Below are 18,805 nucleotides of genomic sequence, written 5' to 3' on the forward strand. Positions count from 1 at the left end.
CATGGCCGCCAGCATCCATGTCGATGGGCGGGGTCGCAGCCTCGGGCTGCTATTAAGGGGGCGGACAGGCGGGGCCTTGGGCCGGCCGTCTCCCTGTTATTCGGCGCCATCGTTCAGACGGCGCAACATCACCAATTTGTTGTCCTTGCCGCGTTGGAACACCGTCTTAAGGCGGGCCCGCGCATCCCCCACTTCCGCCAGCAGGCTGGCCTCGAAGAAGTTGCTCGTGACACCCAGCGCGGCCTCGAGTCCGGTGATGGTACTCGCCTGCACTGGCAGCTCATCCGTCATCTCCTTCTTCTCCTTCCACCCCTTCTTGGGACGGCTGGTCAGCACCTGCTTGGCATCGTCGAGGGATATCTTGCCCTGATAGAGGCCGACCAGCAGGGCCGCCCGCTCGGGCTTGATGGTGTTGATGTTCACCACCAGCTTGTCGTTGGGCAGGGCGCAGACATAGGGGGCCAGCCGGGCATAAAGCTCACCGCTCATCCCGCGTACCGCCCGCAGCTCATCCGTCCCCAGCATCCACTGGTTGGCCGTCAGATAGGGGGGATTGAGCCCCTCGTAATAGGCATCCTCGGCCCCGTTGCTGGAGACCAGCTGGGTGTCCTTGTCGGTCCAGTCGCGGATGGCATCGGTCAGCTGCACCGCCTCGTAATCGTCGACCTCCAGCGCCCCCAGCAGGGCCCGGAACGCCTTGACCGCATAGGGCTGTTTCTCAAGATCGTCGCCGTCTTCTCCCTCTTTGAGGGGCACGCTCAGGCTGTTGAGGTTGAAGCAGGACTGCAGATCCCGCACCCGCCCGGACAGGGTGCCGTCATCCACCGGGAAGACCCCGTCCTCACGGGCCCAGTTCTGATTCAGGTTCACCACGTCCTTGTCGTCCTTGAAGTCCTGATTGAGCACCTTGATCACCAGCGCCTCCGCCGACATGGCATACCACCAGGCCTGCTTGCCGATGGTGAGGTTGCTGGTGCGGCGCAGCTCGAGCTGCAACCGGCCGCTCATGTTGCTGGCGACGATCACCATCACCGACAGGATCAGCAACACCACCAGCAGGGCCATGCCCCCCTGCCGACCTGGGCGAGTGCGACGATCAGCTGCCATTCTCTGCCCTCTGGCCACCAGCCCCGATCAGGAACTGATGATGACGAATGGTACCGTCACCCTCAGTGACGGTCAGGGAAAAACGACGATCAGCTGCCATTCTCAGCCCTCTGGCCACCGGCCCCAATCAAGAACTGCCGGCGAATGGTACCGTAATCCGCCAGATCCAGCTCCACCGCCAACCCATAGGGCAGCACGTCGCGCTGGGTCCACTCTTCCTTCCATTGCCCCTTGTCGTAAAAATAGAGCCGCAGCGCCGTCACCCCCGTCAACACGGGCTGGATGCGGGGCTCGGTGCCGATCACCGGATCCGGATAGAGGTAACTCATCCGCTCCAGGGTCTGCTCCTTGAGCCGCCAGCCGACCCGCTGCAAGCCGGAGCGCGGCAGTATGCCGTCCGGGTTGAGCCAGCCACCGCGGATGAAGGCCATGCCCCAGTCATCGCTCTGCTGGCCGAAGCGGGAAGCCGCCAGCAGCACCTTGTTGTTCTCGCCGTCGATGCGACCGCTGCGGGGCACCATCTGGCTGACGTCCCGTTCCAGCAGGCTGAAGGCGAGCTGCAGCTCGGATAGCCGCGCCTCCTTCTTCTTGGCCACCTCGTCGCTGGTAAGCACCCCCTGCAGCACCTGATAGGCGCCCATGCTCAGGCTGGCGAAGATGGCGATGGCCACCAGCATTTCCAGCAGGGTAAAACCCGCCTGCCGAATGCGCTGCCGTTGTACCGGCGATGGCACCATAGGCGTCTCCAACAGGGTGAAACCCGCCTGCCGAATGCGCTGCCGTTGTACCGGCGATGGCCCCATCGGCATCTCCAGCAGGGTAAAACCACCCTGGTGGCTGCTTAAATTCAGATGAACTTTCATCGACTGATATAGGTCCGGATCATGGTCACGGGGCTCTCTGCCTTGGGTGCGGTGCGCACCTCCATGTCCAGCGCCTTGAAGTTGTTGTCGGCGGTGGCGACGCCGCGATAGCGCCAGTACCAGGTCTGCCCGGCCAGCTCCTCTTCCCCTTCCACCCAGCTGTCCCCAGGCCACTTGGCTTCGAGCTTCTGCTGCACCAGCTGGTTTTCCACCACCCAGGTCGCCAGCGTCTTCTCTTCCAGGTAGTTGAGGCCGGACAGGTGCTCGCTGGCGGTCTTCATCACCGCGAGCCCGGCGATGGCGAACACTGCCAGCGCCACCATCACCTCCAGCAGCGTCATGCCACGGGCGTTCATGTTACCCATGCCGCGGCCGTTCACTCCTCTTCCTCTTCATCTTGCAACAGGGTCAGGCGGCCGAACTCGTCCCCCTTGACCGTGCGCAGGTAGGGGGTCTCGTCATCCTGCTGGGTCAGGCTCAGCACGAAGGGGGTGAGTTCCCCCCCCGGGAAGATGAGGATCTGGGGGGTACGCTCCTTCTCGTCACGTCCCTGCTCGGTCTTCTCGTCCGAGTCGGTACGCCAGCTGAAACCCTCCAGCTCGACGCTCAGGGTCATCTCCTCCGGCAGCTCGACCGGCCCCAGGATCTTGTCGCCGGTCAGCGCCTGCCATTTTCTGTCTTTGGCCGCGCGGGACATAAACTGCCAGCCGTGATCCTCGAGCCGCAGCCCCAACAGACGGCCATCCATCACCGCATACTCCTGGGCCTGCTGCAGGGTCGCCATGAAGCGGCGCGCCTGCTTGTCCAGCTCCCGATCGCCCTTGACGCCCCCCATACTGAGGACGACGGCGGTGGCCACCAGCCCCATCAGCATGGCAACCAGCAACACCTCCAGCAGGGTGAAACCGGACTGGCGAGACGGGGCCTGCCTCATAGAGGCAGGCCCGGCAAGGGGTGATGAACCAGAGTGCGATCAAGCACTTATTGGAAATCCTTCAGATTCCAGTTGCCGATGTCATCGTCGGTACCGGCTTCGCCATCCAGCCCGGTGCTGAAGATGTCGATCTTGCCGAACTGACCCGGACTCAGCAGTTGATACTGGTTACCCCAGGGATCCTGCGGCAGGCGCTTGATGTAGCCCCCTTCCCGGTAGCTGCGCGGCTCGGGGGACGCGGTCGGTTTGTTGACCAGGGCATCCAGTCCCTGCTCTGTGGTCGGGTAGCGGTTGTTGTCCAGCTTGTACATGTCGAGGGCATTTTCCAGCGCGACTATGTCGGAGACCGCCTTCTGCTGATCCGCCTTCTCCTTGTTGCCCATCAGGTTGGGCACCACCAGACTGGCCAGGATCCCCAGGATCACGATGACCACCATGACTTCCAGCAGGGTAAAACCGGCTTGACGACGCTTGTGCATACTACTTGCTCCTAACGAATTGAGACGGCCAGAGCCATCAGAGATTGACCATGTTGTTGAGTTCGAGCGAATTGACTGCAGGATCGGCCGAAGTCACCCGCACGCCAGCATCATAAATTCACCATATTGTTGAGCTCGAGGATCGGCTGCAGGATCGACATCACAATAAACAGCACCACCCCGGCCATGGAGACCACCAGCATGGGTTCGAATACCCCGAGTGCGATGTTCACCTGGGTTTCAAACTCCCTGTCCTGGTTGTCCGCCGCCCGCTCCAGCATGCTGTCGAGCTCGCCACTCTGCTCGCCGGAGGCGATCATGTGCAGCATCATGGGCGGAAAAATCTTGGTTTCAGCCAGCGCCTTGCGCAGGCTGGTACCCTCGCGCACCCGCTCGCTGGCCTCGCCGATGCGGGTACGGGCGAAGTCGTTGGAGAGCACTTCCCCCGAGATCTTCATCCCCTCCAGCAGCGGCACAGCGCTGGCATTGAGGATGCTCAGGGTGCGGGCGAAACGGGCGGTGTTGAGGCCACGACTGACCCGCCCTATGACCGGCAGGCGCAGCAAGATGCCGTGCCAGTGGCGGCGCCGCGTCTCGTCGGTGAGCCACCAACGCCAGACCATGCCCCCCAGCGCCAGCGCCAGCAGGAACCAGAGCCCGTAGTGCTGCATCAGCTCGCTGGTGCCGATGAGAAAGCGGGTGGTGCCGGGCAGCTGCTGGCCCATGTGTTCGAACTGGGCCACCACCTTGGGCACCACGGCGGTGAGCAAGATGGAGATGACGCCGATGGCCACACAGGTGAGGACTATGGGGTAGATCATCGCCTGCAGCAGCTTGGTGCGCATGTGCTGGCGCTGCTCGGTGTAATCGGCGAGCCGGTTCAGCACCTTCTCCAGGTGGCCGGATTTTTCCCCCGCCGCCACCATGGAGCGGAACAGCTGATCGAACACATGGGGGAAGGCACCGAGGGAGTCGGCAAGGGAATACCCCTCCACCACCTTGCTGCGCACCGTCGCCACCAGGCTGCGCAGATGGGCCTTCTCGCACTGCTCGGCCACCGCCTTGAGCGCCTCTTCGATGGTGAGGCCGGCCCCGACCAGGGTCGCCAGCTGACGGGTGATCAGCGCCAGCTCGGAGGTGGAGGCGCCGCGTCTGAACAGCACGAAGCGATTCGCCTCCCGCTTCGCCTTCTCGGTGGTCTCGTTCACCTCAAGCGGGGTCAAGCCCTGCTCGCGCAGCAACTGGCGCACCTGGCGCGCGGAGTCACCCTCCATCACCCCGGATTTGTTTCTGCCCCGACCGTCGAGAGCCTTGTATTCGAACGCTGCCATCTTAGTCTTCCCGGGTCACGCGCAGCACTTCTTCCAGACTGGTCTGGCCGAGCAATACCTTGTCGATGCCGTCGCGACGAATGCTGGGGGTATGGCCGCGGATCAGCCGCTCGATGGCGAGCTCACCGCTGGCACTGTGAATCGCCTCGCGCACCCCGTCATCGATCACCACCAGCTCGTGGATGCCGGTCCGGCCGCGATAGCCGGTGTGGTTGCACTGCTCGCAGCCGACCGGGCGCCACATCTGCTGCTCCGGCGCCAGTTCCATGCCCATGGCGATCCGCTCCTGCTCCGTGATGGGGTGCTGGGCGCGGCAATCCGGGCAGAGGGTGCGTACCAGCCGCTGGGCCAGCACGGCGAGCAGGGATGAGGAGAGCAGGAAGGGCTCTATCCCCATGTCCCGCATCCGGGTGATGGCGCCGATGGCGGTGTTGGTGTGCAGGGTCGACATCACCAGGTGACCGGTGAGGGACGCCTGCACCGCGATCTGGGCGGTTTCGAGGTCGCGAATTTCCCCCACCATCACCACGTCCGGGTCCTGACGCAGGATGGCGCGCAGGCCGCGGGCGAAGGTCATGTCGACCTTGGCGTTGACCTGGGTCTGGCCGACCCCTTCCAGGTCATATTCGATGGGGTCTTCGACGGTCAGGATGTTGCGATCCCGCGAGTTGATCTCGGACAGCGCCGCATACAGGGTGGTGGACTTGCCCGAACCGGTCGGGCCCGTCACCAGTATGATGCCGTGGGGCTTGCGAATGAGTTCGCTGATGATCTTGCGATTGGCCAGCGTCATGCCGAGCTGCTTGAGCTCGAGCCGCACGTTGTTCTTGTCGAGCAGTCGCAGTACCACCCGCTCGCCGTAGCTGGAGGGCATGGTCGACACCCGCACGTCGACGGCGCGGCCGCCGATGCGCAGGGAGATGCGGCCATCCTGAGGCACCCGCTTCTCGGCGATGTCCATGCGGGACATGACCTTGATGCGCGATACCAGCAGCGATGCGAGCTTGCGATGGGGCCGCAGGATCTCCCGCAGCACACCGTCGATGCGGAACCGGATCACCAGCACCCGCTCGAAGGTCTCGATGTGAATGTCGGACGCCTCTTCCTTGATCGCCTCGCTCAGCATGGCGTTGATGAGGCGAATGATGGGGGCATCGTCGTCGGCGTCGAGCAAGTCCTCACTCTGGGGCAGCTCCTCGGCCAGGGCGAAGAAGTCCATCTCGTTGCCGAGATCCTCCATCAGCTGGCGCGCCTCGGAGGAGTCGCGCTGATAGTGGACCATCAACAGCTCTTCGAATGCATCGCCGTCCATCTGCTCGATGGCAAAGCCGCAACCCGCCACCCGCCGCACCTCCAGCAGGGTCTGGGGTGCCACCCCCTGGCGACACAGCAGCACGGGCGCCCCTTGCCGCTCGGTCAGGATCACCCCGAAGTTGCGGGCGAAGGCAAACGGCAGCTCGGGCAGCTCGGCCGGCAGCTCGCTGTCATCGAGTTGATAGGCCGCCATCAGGGCTTGCTCTGCACGAAGGGTTGTCCCTGCGCCGGAGCCTGGCTTTGCGCCTGGGGCTTGACCCCGTTGGCGGTCGCCTGCTGCTGCGCCTTCATCTTCTCGATCTGTTGCTGCACCTCGGGGGACATCATCACGTCCTGACCGTAGGCGGGCAGCACCTGACGAGCGGGCGAGGTAGCATAGCCCTCCTCGGCGGCCAGGTTCAGCTGCTCGGCCCGGAACAGGGTGTACTTGTTGCTGGAGACCCCGGAGTAGACGTTGGCGTCACGCAAGATGGTCGGCCGGATAAACACCATCAGGTTGCGCTTGGAGGTGGTGTTGGAGGTGGAGCGGAACAGATAACCCAGTACCGGGATATCGCCGAGCAAAGGCACCTTGGAGACCTGCTCCTTGGTCTGCTCGTCCATCAGGCCGCCCAGCACCACGGTTTCGCCACTCTTGACCAGCACGGCGTTCTTAACGGTGCGGGTATCGAAAGTAGGGCCCAGGTTGGCGGTACCGGCCGCCTGGGCCTGAGCCACGCTGGAGACCTCCTGCTCGATATTGAGCAAGACGGAGTCCCCTTCGTTGATCTGGGGCGTCACCACCAGCTTGGTACCCACCGTCTTGCGCTCTATGGTGTTGAACACCTGATCGCTGGTGGTGGAACTCTGGGAGCCGCTCTGCACCGGCACTTCCTGGCCGACGTTGAAGGAGGCTTCCTTGTTGTCCATGGTGACGATGCTCGGGGTCGACAGAATATCGTTCTTGGTGTTAGTCGACAGCGCCGTCACCAGCATGGCCCAGTCGCCCTTGTAGAAACCGGCGGCCATGCCGCTGAAGTTGCCGAGCAGGTTCTCGAGTCCGTCGGTGTTGCCGTTGTCCTTGTAGTCCTTGCCCGCGATGATGGCGGGACCGATGGGCAGACCGGTGTTGGTGAACTGGGTGCCACCGCCGTTGGCATTGGCCCACTGCACCCCGAGGTTCAGGCCGTCACCGTCGGAAATCTCGACGATGATCGCCTCCACCAGCACCTGGGCGCGGCGGATGTCGAGCTTGGCGATGACCTGCTCCAGCTCGGCCATGACGTCAGGCTGGGCGGTGATCACCAGGGCGTTGGTGGTCTCGTCCGCGGAGATGGCGAGCTGGCCGCCGCCGATGCTGGCGCCGCCCCCGGTGTTGGTTGCCGCACCGCCGCCCTTCTTGTCGGCCGCGATGCTGGAGCTGACGCCCTTGAGCACGTCCACCAGATCCTTGGCCTTGCCATATTTCAGGTAGAAGACCCGGGTGTTGCCCTGGCTCTGCAGATCCCTGTCGAGCTGGCGCACCATCTGGATGATGCGGGCCCGCGCCTTGGGCTCACCGCTGATCACCACGGAGTTGGTGCGCTCGTCCGCCACCACCTTGGGAGAGAGCAGCAGGGAGGCGTTGGCGCCCTGGTTGTTGCCATCCTTGTTGAGGTTGGTCACCAGCCGCACCATCTCGCCGGCGGAGGCGTATTTCAGCTTGATGACGTCCATGTCCTGATCGCCCGCGCGATCCACCCGGCGCACCACTTCCACCAGCCGATTGACCACGGCGGCACGCCCGGTGATGAGCAGCACGTTGGACGGCTCGTAGTGCACCACGTTGCCGCCACCGGCGTTGTCGTTGAGCTGGCGCAGCAGGGGGGCCAGTTCACGCACCGAGACGTTGCGCACCGGTACTACCCGGGTCACCATCTCGTCGCCCACGCCAGGATTGCTGTCATCCACCACCGGGATGGCGGAGGTCTTGGCATCCTTGGCGCGCACCACCTTGAGCACCCCGTTGTTCATGGGCACCACGGCGAAACCATAGACATCGAGCACGCTCAGGAAGAACTGATAGTACTGATCCTCATTGAGCAGATCGTAACTGCGGACGTTGATCTTGCCACGCACCGAGGGCTCTATGATGATGGTCTTGTTCAGGTTCTTGCCGACGGTGTTGATGAACTCTTCGATGTCGGCATTCTTGAAACTGGCGGCATACTCGGTGGCCCAGGCTGAGCCTGCCATCATCAAGGCCGCCGCAACCGTGGCAAAGCGCCAGCCCTTCCCTTTATTTCTCATTCTTGGTGCTACTCCAATTCATTATTCTGACAAGCCGATATAAACGTCGTAGGGCTGTCCTTGCCGCTCTACGGTGACGGTCATTTCCGTGGCACCAGCCATCTGTTGCATGGCTTGCATGGCCTGGGCGTTATCCCGCAGATCCAGACCATTGATGCTGATCGCCAGATCCCCTGCGACCAGCCCGAGTTGATTGAACAGTTCAGGGTTGCTGCCCGGGTTGAGGCGGTAGCCGGCCATGCGGCCATCCACCCGAACCGGGGAAATATTGAGGTAATCGGTGATCTTGCCCGGGTTGCCCATCAGCTCGCCGCGCACCGAGGAGAGCTTGTTCTCCTTCGGCGGTGCCACCTTGGGCAGGGGTTTGCCGTACTCTTCCCCGTCCAGCATCAGGGTCTCGTCACGACCGTCGCGCAAGATGATCACCCGATCGGCGAATATCTGGCGGATCTTGGCCTGGGTACCGTCGATGTAGTCGTCGATGCCGTAGGAGTTCTGCAAGCCGTTGTGGGCGATGATGGCGATGGATTTGGCCGGATCCGAGCTCGCCAGCACCCCGTTGAGCTGGGCACTGAGCTGGGTCTTGGGGGCATCGGCCGCGACCATCTGGGCCGCCTGGTCTGGCTGCAACTGCTGCGCCTTGCCAAACAGGGAGAGGCGGCTGAGGCCGCTGAGATCGAGCCGGGAGGCGCCCGCCCCCTGGCTGGTCGCGATCGACGGCTGCCAGGGCTGGCTCTGGGTGGTTTGGGTCAGACTGAATAGACGCCAGGTGAGCCCGGCGCACTGTTGAGCCAGCAGCAACAACAACAGCCAGAACAGAGGCTGGCTGAAACGAGAGAGTGGCGCGCGCTTGCAACGGGCCAGAAGGGAGCTCAACAAGTCATCCCTGAACGGTAGCGGCATGGTTATCAAATTGTTCTGGCATCCAAATCGGTTGGCTATTGTGTACGGCAATGACCCCAGAGACAACCAACCGGATGGGATGAAGCGGCGAAAATCCAGATTCCGTCACACCATCACCCCCCCTGTTTCTATCCCGGGGCCCGCCTCTGGTATAATCAGGCTCCTCTTTTAGCCATCCCGGAGCCGATTCATGCCGAATCCAGCAGAAAACAGCACTCAGGTCCGCCTCGACAAGTGGCTGTGGGCGGCGCGTTTTTACAAGACCCGCAGCCTGGCCCGCGATCAGATCGACGGCGGCAAGGTGCACTACAACGGTCAGCGCAGCAAACCGGGCAAGGTCGTCGAGGCCGGTGCCCTCATTCGTGTCTGGCAGGGCCAGGACGAGCGAGAGGTTAGAGTGCTGCAGGTCAGCGAGCAGCGCAAGTCCGCTCCCCTCGCCCAGTTGCTCTATGAAGAGACCGAGCAGAGCCTGAAGAAGCGGGCCGAGAACAGCGAGGCGAGGCGCTTCAACAGCCAGTTTGCCCCCAGTCCCGAGCGTCGCCCCGACAAGCAGGAACGACGCCAGCTGCTCAAGGTCAAACAATACTGACTCGCCCGAGTGGCCATTTTATGACGACAGCTGGGGGGATAAGTTCCTAACCGGCTGTTTAACAATGTTTTTGTCTATTTCCCCCAAGAAAACCCTAGGAATGCATGATGAGTAACCAAGATCTCCTGTATCGCTATCTGTTCGAAGAGTACGAAGTGCGGGGGGAGCTGGTCCAGCTGGATCGCACCTACCGTCACATAGTCGAAGCCCAGAACTACCCGGTACAGGTGCAAAAACTGCTGGGTGAGCTGCTGGTCGCCACCAGCCTGCTGACCGCCACCCTCAAGTTTGAAGGCTCGATCACCGTGCAGTTGCAAGGGGACGGTCCGGTGCGCCTGGCGGTGATCAATGGCGATCACAACCAGCAACTGCGCGGCGTGGCACGCTATGAAGGGGAACTGCCGAGCGACGGCAAGCTGCAGAGCCTGGTCGGCAACGGCCAGCTGGTGATCACCATCACCCCGGAGCAGGGGGAGCGCTATCAGGGCATCATAGCCCTCGAGGCCGACACCCTGGCAGGCTGCCTCGAGCAGTACTTCGCCCAGTCCGAGCAGCTCGCCACCAAGCTCTGGATCCGCACCGGCCATCACGAGGGTTCCCCCCGCGCCGCTGGCATACTGCTGCAGGCATTGCCCGCCCAGAGCGAGGATCACAGCGCCGACTTCGATCACTTGACTCAGCTCACCAGCACCATCAAGGATGAAGAGTTGTTTGGCCTCGAGGCCGAGGAGATCCTCTACCGCCTCTACCACCAGGACAAGGTGCGGGTGTTCGATCCCCAGGCCATCGAGTTCCGCTGCACCTGCTCCCGCGCCCGCTGCGAAGGGGCCCTGCTGCAGATAGAAAAGGAAGAAGCGGTAGCCATGGTGCAGGAGCTCGGCAAGATCGACATGCACTGCGACTATTGCGGCGCCGAGTACCAATTCGATGGGACAGACATCGAAACCCTGTTCAGCAGGGCTCCCGGTAATGATGCAAACAAGTTACACTAAATGAAGGCGGGCAAAACCCGCCTTTAACTTAAATAACAAAAAAATACCCTATTTTATAAAGTTTGATGGCGATCTCTATAAACTACCACCTAGGTAGTAGTATGGACGTCAGATAGAACCCTACAAACCTCTGAACCCAGGAGAATATAATGACTATCGTGGTAGAACCCGCCCTGGCCCAACAACTGAAACTGGACCAGTACGGCATCAAAAACAGCCAGGAAATCGTTCGCAACCCCTCCTACGAGCAGCTCTTCGCGGAAGAGACCCGCCCAGACTTGGAAGGATTCGAACGTGGCGTCGTCACCGAGCTTGGCGCCGTCAATGTCAATACCGGTATCTTCACCGGTCGTTCCCCGAAAGATAAATATATCGTCAAAGACGCTACTACCCAGAATACTGTGTGGTGGTCTGACCAGGGTAAAAACGATAACAAAGCTATTACCCCGGAAGTCTGGTCACATCTGAAATCCCTGGTGACCAAGCAGCTCTCCGGCAAGCGTCTGTTCGTGGTGGATGGCTATTGTGGCGCCAACCCGGACACCCGCCTGGCGGTGCGTATCATCACCGAGGTGGCCTGGCAGGCACACTTCGTGAAGAACATGTTCATCCGCCCGAGCGAGGAGGAGCTCAAGACCTTCAAACCGGACTTCGTGGTGATGAACGGTGCCAAGTGCACCAACCCGGACTGGCAGGCACAAGGGCTCAACTCCGAGAACTTCGTGGCCTTCAACATGACCGAGAAGATGCAACTCATCGGCGGCACCTGGTACGGTGGCGAGATGAAGAAGGGCATGTTCTCCATGATGAACTACTTCCTGCCCCTGCGCGGCATCGCCTCCATGCACTGCTCCGCCAACGTGGGTCAGGACGGCGACGTGGCCATCTTCTTCGGCCTGTCCGGCACCGGCAAGACCACCCTCTCCACCGATCCCAAGCGTCAGCTGATCGGCGATGACGAGCACGGCTGGGATGACAACGGCGTGTTCAACTTCGAAGGGGGCTGCTACGCCAAGACCATCAAGCTCTCCGAAGAGGCCGAGCCGGACATCTACCACGCCATCCGCCGCGATGCGCTGCTGGAGAACGTGACGGTCGCGGCCGACGGCACCATCGACTTCGATGATGGCTCCCGCACCGAGAACACCAGGGTCTCCTACCCCATCTATCACATCGAGAACATCGTCAAGCCGGTCTCCAAGGCGGGTCATGCCACCAAGGTGATCTTCCTGACCGCGGATGCTTTCGGCGTGCTGCCCCCGGTCGCCAAGCTGACCAAGGAGCAGACCAAGTACCACTTCCTGTCCGGCTTCACCGCCAAGCTGGCCGGTACCGAGCGTGGCATCACCGAGCCGACGCCCACCTTCTCCTCCTGCTTCGGGGCGGCCTTCCTCAGCCTGCACCCGACCAAGTACGGTCAGGAGCTGGTGAAGCGGATGGAAGCGGCGGGCGCCGAAGCCTATCTGGTCAACACCGGCTGGAACGGCACCGGCAAGCGCATCTCCATCAAGGACACCCGCGCCATCATCGACGCCATCCTGGATGGTTCCATCGAGCAGGCGCCCACCAAGGTGCTGCCCATCTTCAACCTGGAAGTGCCGACCGAGCTCCATGACGTGAACCCGGCCATCCTCGACCCGCGCGACACCTACGCCGACAAGGCGCAGTGGGATGCCAAGGCGGTGGATCTGGCGGGGCGCTTCATCAAGAACTTCGAGCGCTTCACCGACAACGACGAAGGCAAGGCGCTGGTCGCTGCGGGCCCGCAGCTCTAATCCAACCCGCCATTTCGTTGCATTGCATACCGGTCAGCCCTGCTGACCGGTATTTTTTTGGCCGATGCGCGGCATATGGCTCCCCCCAAGCCTTGCCTTGCGGGCGGTTGCGCGTTAGATTCAGCCAAACTTTATACAATATACAATTTTGCAACCTGCCCCGTGACCCGAGCATGAACCCACCCTACAAGACTCGCACCCAGATGGTGATGGAGAACCTCCGCAGCCGGATCCTGCGCGGCGAATTTGCCGCCGGCGCCCCCCTGCGCCAGGACGCCATCGCCAAGGAGCTGGCGGTGAGCCGCATCCCGGTGCGCGAAGCCCTGATGCAGCTGGAGGCCCAGGGGCTGGTGAAGTTCGAGGCCCATCGCGGCGCCGTGGTCACCATGCTGGACGCCTCGGCCATCGAGGAGCTCTTTTATTTGCGAGCCTTGCTGGAAGCCGATACCCTGTTCCACGCCGTCGACCTGATGACGGAGGAAACCTTCGCCCAGGCGCAAGCCATCCTGGCCCAGTTTGATCTGGCGCTCGAGTCCGGCACCCAGATCGAACACTGGGCCGAATTGAACCACCGTTTTCACGCCACCCTCTATCAGGCTGCCAATCGCCCTCAGGCACTGGAGCTGATCGCCCAGATCAATCAGAGCTGTGATCGCTATGTGCGCTTCGAGCTGCTGTTTGCCCAGGACGGGGTGGACAAGGCCGAGCGCGAGCACGCCAAATTGCTGGAGCTGTGCCGCGCCCGCCGCAAGCACGAGGCGGTGGTTCTGCTCAAACAACATATCGAGGCGGCCGGCCAGTCGATCCGACAGATCCTGGCAGGCAGCCACCATCAGTGAACACTCACATCACCACAATCTGGCAGTAACGACATGAATCAATTCGAGATTATTGAAAGCCGCGTCGCCCAGGTCAGGGTCACTCTGGCCAGTCAAGAACTGGACGCCTTCATCGTTCCTCACGACGACGAGCACCTGGGGGAGTACATTCCCGCCCATGCCGAGCGTCTGGACTGGATCACCGGTTTCAACGGTTCCGCCGGGCTCGCCATCATACTGGCGCAGCGGGCGGCCCTGTTCATCGACGGTCGTTACACTGTGCAAGCCCGCATGCAGGCACCGGCCGCGCTGTTCGAGTTTCTCCATCTCAACGAAGATCCCCATGTGCAGTGGCTGGCGGAGCAGCTGCCATCCGGCGCCCGGGTCGGCTTCGACGCCCGCCTGCACAGCCTGGCCTGGTATCAGAATGCCAAGGCCGTGCTGGCCGATCGCGGCATCGAGCTGGTGCGGGTCAAGCAGAACCCCATCGACCTGCACTGGACGGATCGTCCCGTCCCCACCAAGACCCCGGTCATCCTCTACAGCGAGGAGCTGGCGGGTCAATCGAGCCAAGCCAAACGCGAACTGCTGGCAAGCGATCTGCGCAAGCGCGGGCTGGATGCGGTGCTGCTGACCCAGGCCGAGCCCATCAACTGGCTGCTCAACCTGCGTGGCCGCGACGTGGAGCGCCTGCCGGTGGTGCTGGGCTTCGCCGTGCTCTACGCCAACACCAGCATGGATTTCTTCGTCGACACCGACAAGATCGACTGCATCGCCTTCACCCGTCACGTCGGGCAGGATGTCTCCGTCTATCCCATAGACAAGCTGGGTGACGTGCTGCGGCGCATCGGTGAGGATCAGCAAAAGGTGCTGGCCGATCCAAACACCGCCAACGCCTGGACCCAGCTCATCATGGAGGAGGCCGGCGCCATCCTGGTTGCCGGTCAGGATCCGACCATGCTGCCAAAGGCCTGCAAGAACGGGATTGAGCTGGCCGGCATGCGTGCCGCCCACCTGCGCGACGGCGTCGCCGTCACCCGCTTCCTCGCCTGGCTGGACCGACTGGTCGCCAGTGGCGAGTACCAGGGGGTGGATGAAGGCACCCTGGCAGATCAGCTGGAAGCCTTCCGCCACGAGCAGGATCACTATGTGGAGCCGAGCTTCGACACCATCTCGGCGCTCGGCCCCAACGCCGCCATGTGCCACTACCGTCACACCAACGGTGTGCCGCGCGCCTTCGGCCAGGACAGCATCTATCTGGTGGACTCCGGCGCCCAGTATCTGGACGGCACCACTGACATCACCCGCACCGTCAAGATCGGCGAGGTGAGTGAAGAGCACAAAGCCATGTTTACCCGGGTGCTGCAGGGTCACATCGCCCTGGATCAGGCGCGCTTCCCCCGCGGCACCGCCGGCATCCAGCTCGACGTGCTGGCCCGCATGCCGCTGTGGCAGGCCGGTTACAACTACGACCACGGTACCGGCCACGGCGTCGGCCACTTCCTGAGCGTGCACGAAGGCCCCCAGCGCATTGCCCCCAAGGGCAGCCTGGTGGCACTGCAACCGGGCATGGTGCTCTCCAACGAGCCGGGTTACTACCGGGAAGATGCGTTCGGCATCCGCTGCGAGAACCTGGTGATAGTGACCGAGCAGGAGCCGCGCGGCGAACTGCCGATGCTGGGCTTCGAGCGGCTGACCTATGTGCCGTTCGATACTCGCCTCATCGATCGCAGCCTGCTGAGCCAGGACGAGTTCCGCTGGATCAACGACTACCACGTCGAGGTGTTCCGCCGCCTGAGCCCGCTGCTGGAGGGCGAGGATCTCGCCTGGCTGGAGCAGGCGACCAGCCTCATCTGATCGCAGACAACCCAGGTTGTCCGCCGAAACAGGGCCCGAGGGCCCTGTTTTTTTGTCCCGGCCTTTGACCTGAATCAACACCCCTGCCCCTCAGGTCAGGACAATGGCCACCATGAACATCGAACGACCCGGCACTCGTCGCAGTGCCCGTGCCAGCCAGGCACCCGAGCACCCCAGGCTCAGACGGGAGCAGCTGACGGTCAGCGCCATGATCCGTCTCTACTGCGACCATCATCATCAGGATCCCGACTGTCGGCACTGCCAGCAGTTACGGGAATTCGCCCACCAGCGGCTGCGCCGCTGCCGTTACGGTCAGGCCAACAAGCCGACCTGCGCCAACTGCGACATCCACTGCTATGCCCCCGCCATGCGCAAGCAAATCCAGCAGATCATGAGCTGGAGCGGCCCGCGCATGCTGTGGCATCACCCCTGGCTAGCCCTGCGCCACCTGCTGGACGGCCGCCGCAAGGCACCCAAGCGACCCCAGGGCAGACCACTCCCGCCCTGAGTCCCCCCTTGCATAGACCCGCCTCGCTCACTACCCTGTGGCTCCTTTTGACTGCCCCCGGCAGTCGCTATCCAACCACAGGAGCCCGGATGCACCAGCCCCCCGTTTTGAGAGTGGCCCGCCACGCCGACATGCACGCCATAGGGCGACTCGACGCCGACGTCTTCGGGGAGGAGGTCTATCCCGCCTTCTTCTTCCGTCAAGCCATGGATCTCTGGCCCGAGCTGCTGATAGTGGCGGAGCTGGAGGGCAGGCTGCTGGGCTATGCCCTGGGGGGAGTGGGACAGGATCGGTCGCAGGGCTGGCTGCTGTCGCTGGCCGTGCTGCCCGAGGCCCGTGGCTTCGGCTTGGCGGAGCGGATGATGTTGCAGGTGGAGCAAGGGCTGCGCACGCTGCAGACGGCGCGCGTCAGGCTGACGGTGGATCCCGCCAATCCCGCCCAGCGCCTCTACTTTCGCCTCGGTTATGAGTTGCTGGCCGAGGAGCCGGGCTATTTCGGCCCGGGAGAGGATCGCCTGCTGCTGGAAAAATCCCTGGCCTGAGCCCAGCAAGGACCTTCTCGACTCCGATATTTTATATTTGGTTACACTTTGCGGGTTTAATGCGCAATCCGGTTGGCGTAGAGTTGAATGCAACAACCAGATTAACCCGATGTCCGCCCAGGAGGCTCATCATGTTGAAACGTATCACTCTCGTCACCCTGCTGGCCGCGACCACCGCTATCACCGGCTGTGCCAACAGCGACGTCTACTCCGGCGATGTCTACACCAAGGATCGCGCCAAGCAGGTACAGACCGTCAGCTACGGCACCATAGTCTCCACCCGCGCGGTCAAGATCCAGGGTGAGGACAACGCCATCCTCGGCACCATAGGTGGCGCCGTGGTCGGTGGCCTGCTCGGCAGCACCATAGGTGGCGGCACGGGGAGCGACATCGCCGCCGCGGGTGGCGCCATCGCCGGTGCCGCCGCGGGCAAGGCGGCCGGAGACAAGTTGAACCAGGTCGACGGCGTCGAGCTCGAGATCAAGAAAGAGAACGGTGAGGCCATAGTGGTGGTGCAAAAGGCCAGCCCCACCTTCGTGCCGGGCGCCCGGGTGCGCATGACCCAGGGCAATGGCAGCATCAACGTGGCCGTGGTGAACTGATCGCAGTCAGTTGTCCTTCAGAGCACAAAAAAGGTGAGCCGAGCTCACCTTTTTTTATTTCCATCACCCGATGATGCCGGGTCTCAGGCATCCAGATGCAACCAGGCCGCGATCGCCAGTTGCAGTCTCACGAATGCCGCCTGCTGGAACAGCGTCAGCAGTCGTTCGTCGCCGCCCTCCGCCGCCTGTACCAGCGAGGCCTGCTGGGCCAGCAGTTCTGGCAACCAGGAGGGTTCAGCCGCCAGGGTGCCTGTCGCCTCGGCCACCAGCGCACAGGCCTGCAGGATCCCGAGGCAAGCCTGTTGCCGCGTCGGCCCCTCGCTCTCCAGCCAGAGCTGCTCGTGATGCTGCCAGTGCTGCAGGCCGAGGCTGATGCAGGCTTTGGTGTCGAGCCCGCTCATATCCGGCAGGGGGTACGGCGCCAGCGCCTTGCCGAGCCCCGCCAGCCGGTAGCCGCGCTGGGCCTTGGATTGGGCACCCAGCCGGATGCCACCCAAGCTGGTCAGTTCGGCAGCGAGGGCGAACAGGGCGCTGGCCTCACCGGACTTGAGCTCAAGCTCCAGCTCGTCGATATCGGTACTCCCCAGGGAACCGACAATCTCCCCCCGATCCCAGGCCAGCTCGATCTCGGCGCTCTCTCCGGCACTCTCGAAAGTCACCAGCCAGTGCTGGCGCACGAAGTCGGTCCGAAACTGGGCCACCAGTCGGGGCTGGATCTCGTCGCGTACGGCAAGAGCCGGCCAGATGTCGTCCGGGAAGCTGGCCAGGGTCGGTAATTCCCCCATCACGGGGGCGTTGTATTCGGGGCGAGCGTGCAATCCGCCCACCGCCTGACCCCGACATTTAATCGTCTGCTCGGAGAAATTGTCGCTGCGACGGATCCGCAATCCCATGTCGAGCCGGCGCAGGGCAAGATCCGGCGTGTCGAAATAGACATTGCCGAGTTCGAGTAGACCATGGGATATAATGTCGAGTTTATTCAGTAAGTTGGATATTTTCTCTTGAATGTCGCGTACGACAAAAAACTTTATCTCGATCTCAGTTTGCATAGTCATTCCGGGCGGCAGGCAACTTTGGGGGGCATAATCTCGATCGCGAGGATATAATGCCAGCGAATCATCCAGATTAATTCACGGTTTTATTAAGGGCATAGTTCGGTTATCCTGCGCCCCTCCTAAAATCGTATCGAGTGTTTTTTCACCGACACAGGTTTGGCCATGCCAGTAAATACTATCCTGGGGCTTTTCGCCAAGTCCCCCATCAAGCCGCTGCAGAAGCATATCGTCAAGGTTCACCGGTGCTGCGAGCAGCTCATTCCGTTCTTTGATGCCGTTGCCGAAGACCGCTGGGAAGATGCCGAGAAGATCCGGCAGCAGATCGCCCAGCTGGAAAAAGAAGCGGACATCCTCAAACGTGAAATTCGTCTGAAACTGCCTCGTGGTCTGTTCCTGCCGGTCGCCCGTACCGACCTGCTGGAGCTGCTGACCCAGCAGGACAAGATTGCCAACCGTGCCAAGGATATCTCCGGCCGTATGCTTGGCCGTAAAATGGAATTCCCCACCGAGATGCGTGCCGACTTCATGGCCTATCTCAAACGTTGTATCGATGCGACCGCCCAAGCCGAAAAAGCCATCGGAGAACTCGATGAGCTGCTCGAAACCGGCTTTAAAGGACGTGAAGTTGAAATGGTTGCCGAGATGATCCACCAGCTGGATCTCATCGAGGACGATACTGACACCATGCAGATCGGGCTGCGCCAACAGCTGCAAGCCGTTGAGCAGAAGTACAATCCGATCGACGTTATGTTCCTCTACAAGATCCTCGAATGGGTAGGTGACCTGGCTGACCAGGCCGAGCGCGTTGGCGCCCGTCTGGAACTGATGCTGGCTCGTTCGTAATCGACTGACTGGGTAAACACTACTA

19 protein-coding genes are annotated in these 18,805 nt (G+C 62.2%); 9 read left to right on the forward strand and 10 right to left on the reverse strand.

Annotated features, from left to right (window positions below):
- Positions 1–96: 96 nt before the first annotated feature.
- From exeK to exeC, 9 genes are all read right to left on the reverse strand, one after another.
- Positions 97–1,107: a GspK family T2SS minor pseudopilin variant ExeK gene (gene exeK, locus BN1124_RS16810; RefSeq protein ID WP_042643771.1), complete on the reverse strand. Its 1,011-nt coding sequence runs from the start codon at positions 1,105–1,107 to the stop codon at positions 97–99.
- A gap of 89 nt (positions 1,108–1,196) precedes the next feature.
- Positions 1,197–1,844, reverse strand: a complete 648-nt coding sequence (gene exeJ, locus BN1124_RS16815; protein ID WP_042643773.1) for a GspJ family T2SS minor pseudopilin variant ExeJ — start codon at positions 1,842–1,844, stop codon at positions 1,197–1,199.
- A gap of 122 nt (positions 1,845–1,966) precedes the next feature.
- Positions 1,967–2,326: a GspI family T2SS minor pseudopilin variant ExeI gene (gene exeI / locus BN1124_RS16820; RefSeq protein ID WP_042643841.1), complete on the reverse strand. Its 360-nt coding sequence runs from the start codon at positions 2,324–2,326 to the stop codon at positions 1,967–1,969.
- Positions 2,327–2,346: 20 nt separating this feature from the next.
- A complete protein-coding gene (gene exeH, locus BN1124_RS16825; protein ID WP_042643775.1) occupies positions 2,347–2,904 on the reverse strand; it encodes a GspH family T2SS minor pseudopilin variant ExeH in 558 nt (185 codons plus the stop codon).
- Between the two features lie 47 nt (positions 2,905–2,951).
- Positions 2,952–3,383 carry a GspG family T2SS major pseudopilin variant ExeG gene (gene exeG / locus BN1124_RS16830; protein ID WP_033128920.1) on the reverse strand — a complete coding sequence of 144 codons (432 nt, stop codon included), beginning with the start codon at positions 3,381–3,383 and terminating at the stop codon, positions 2,952–2,954.
- Positions 3,384–3,493: 110 nt separating this feature from the next.
- Complete coding sequence (exeF, locus tag BN1124_RS16835; protein WP_042643777.1) at positions 3,494–4,714, reverse strand: GspF family T2SS innner membrane protein variant ExeF; 1,221 nt, start codon at positions 4,712–4,714, stop codon at positions 3,494–3,496.
- A gap of 1 nt (position 4,715) precedes the next feature.
- Positions 4,716–6,221: a GspE family T2SS ATPase variant ExeE gene (gene exeE / locus BN1124_RS16840; protein ID WP_042643779.1), complete on the reverse strand. Its 1,506-nt coding sequence runs from the start codon at positions 6,219–6,221 to the stop codon at positions 4,716–4,718.
- Positions 6,221–8,296 (reverse strand): GspD family T2SS secretin variant ExeD, encoded by a 2,076-nt coding sequence (gene exeD / locus BN1124_RS16845; protein WP_042643780.1) that lies wholly within the window; start codon positions 8,294–8,296, stop codon positions 6,221–6,223. The genes exeE and exeD overlap by 1 nt, the downstream gene beginning before the upstream one ends.
- A gap of 21 nt (positions 8,297–8,317) precedes the next feature.
- Positions 8,318–9,172 carry a GspC family type II secretion system variant ExeC gene (exeC, locus tag BN1124_RS16850; protein WP_269429057.1) on the reverse strand — a complete coding sequence of 285 codons (855 nt, stop codon included), beginning with the start codon at positions 9,170–9,172 and terminating at the stop codon, positions 8,318–8,320.
- A gap of 217 nt (positions 9,173–9,389) precedes the next feature.
- Between exeC and hslR the strand changes: the two genes are divergently transcribed.
- From hslR to BN1124_RS16890, 8 genes are all read left to right on the forward strand, one after another.
- Positions 9,390–9,788, forward strand: a complete 399-nt coding sequence (gene hslR / locus BN1124_RS16855) for a ribosome-associated heat shock protein Hsp15 (protein WP_042643784.1) — start codon at positions 9,390–9,392, stop codon at positions 9,786–9,788.
- 107 nt (positions 9,789–9,895) lie between these two features.
- Positions 9,896–10,780 (forward strand): Hsp33 family molecular chaperone HslO, encoded by an 885-nt coding sequence (gene hslO, locus BN1124_RS16860; RefSeq protein ID WP_042643785.1) that lies wholly within the window; start codon positions 9,896–9,898, stop codon positions 10,778–10,780.
- 149 nt (positions 10,781–10,929) lie between these two features.
- A complete protein-coding gene (gene pckA / locus BN1124_RS16865) occupies positions 10,930–12,555 on the forward strand; it encodes a phosphoenolpyruvate carboxykinase (ATP) (RefSeq protein WP_042643787.1) in 1,626 nt (541 codons plus the stop codon).
- A 173-nt stretch (positions 12,556–12,728) separates the two neighbouring features.
- Positions 12,729–13,394: a GntR family transcriptional regulator gene (locus tag BN1124_RS16870; protein WP_042643789.1), complete on the forward strand. Its 666-nt coding sequence runs from the start codon at positions 12,729–12,731 to the stop codon at positions 13,392–13,394.
- Positions 13,395–13,427: 33 nt separating this feature from the next.
- Positions 13,428–15,230 carry an aminopeptidase P family protein gene (locus tag BN1124_RS16875; protein WP_042643791.1) on the forward strand — a complete coding sequence of 601 codons (1,803 nt, stop codon included), beginning with the start codon at positions 13,428–13,430 and terminating at the stop codon, positions 15,228–15,230.
- A 112-nt stretch (positions 15,231–15,342) separates the two neighbouring features.
- Entirely contained in the window at positions 15,343–15,738 is a 396-nt protein-coding gene (locus BN1124_RS16880) for a nitrous oxide-stimulated promoter family protein (protein ID WP_042643843.1), read from the forward strand.
- Positions 15,739–15,827: 89 nt separating this feature from the next.
- Positions 15,828–16,280 (forward strand): GNAT family N-acetyltransferase, encoded by a 453-nt coding sequence (locus BN1124_RS16885; protein WP_042643793.1) that lies wholly within the window; start codon positions 15,828–15,830, stop codon positions 16,278–16,280.
- A gap of 131 nt (positions 16,281–16,411) precedes the next feature.
- The gene (locus BN1124_RS16890; RefSeq protein ID WP_042643795.1) at positions 16,412–16,882 is read left to right on the forward strand and encodes an outer membrane lipoprotein; all 471 of its coding nucleotides are present in this window, start codon (positions 16,412–16,414) and stop codon (positions 16,880–16,882) included.
- 83 nt (positions 16,883–16,965) lie between these two features.
- Here BN1124_RS16890 and BN1124_RS16895 read toward each other — a convergent pair whose 3' ends face one another.
- Positions 16,966–17,931 (reverse strand): CYTH domain-containing protein, encoded by a 966-nt coding sequence (locus BN1124_RS16895; RefSeq protein WP_042643797.1) that lies wholly within the window; start codon positions 17,929–17,931, stop codon positions 16,966–16,968.
- A gap of 168 nt (positions 17,932–18,099) precedes the next feature.
- Here BN1124_RS16895 and BN1124_RS16900 point away from each other — a divergent pair, with 168 nt between their 5' ends.
- The gene (locus tag BN1124_RS16900; RefSeq protein WP_042643799.1) at positions 18,100–18,780 is read left to right on the forward strand and encodes a TIGR00153 family protein; all 681 of its coding nucleotides are present in this window, start codon (positions 18,100–18,102) and stop codon (positions 18,778–18,780) included.
- Positions 18,781–18,805: the final 25 nt, after the last annotated feature.

Source organism: Aeromonas eucrenophila, assembly GCF_000819865.1.
Taxonomy (GTDB): Bacteria; Pseudomonadota; Gammaproteobacteria; order Enterobacterales; family Aeromonadaceae; genus Aeromonas; species Aeromonas eucrenophila.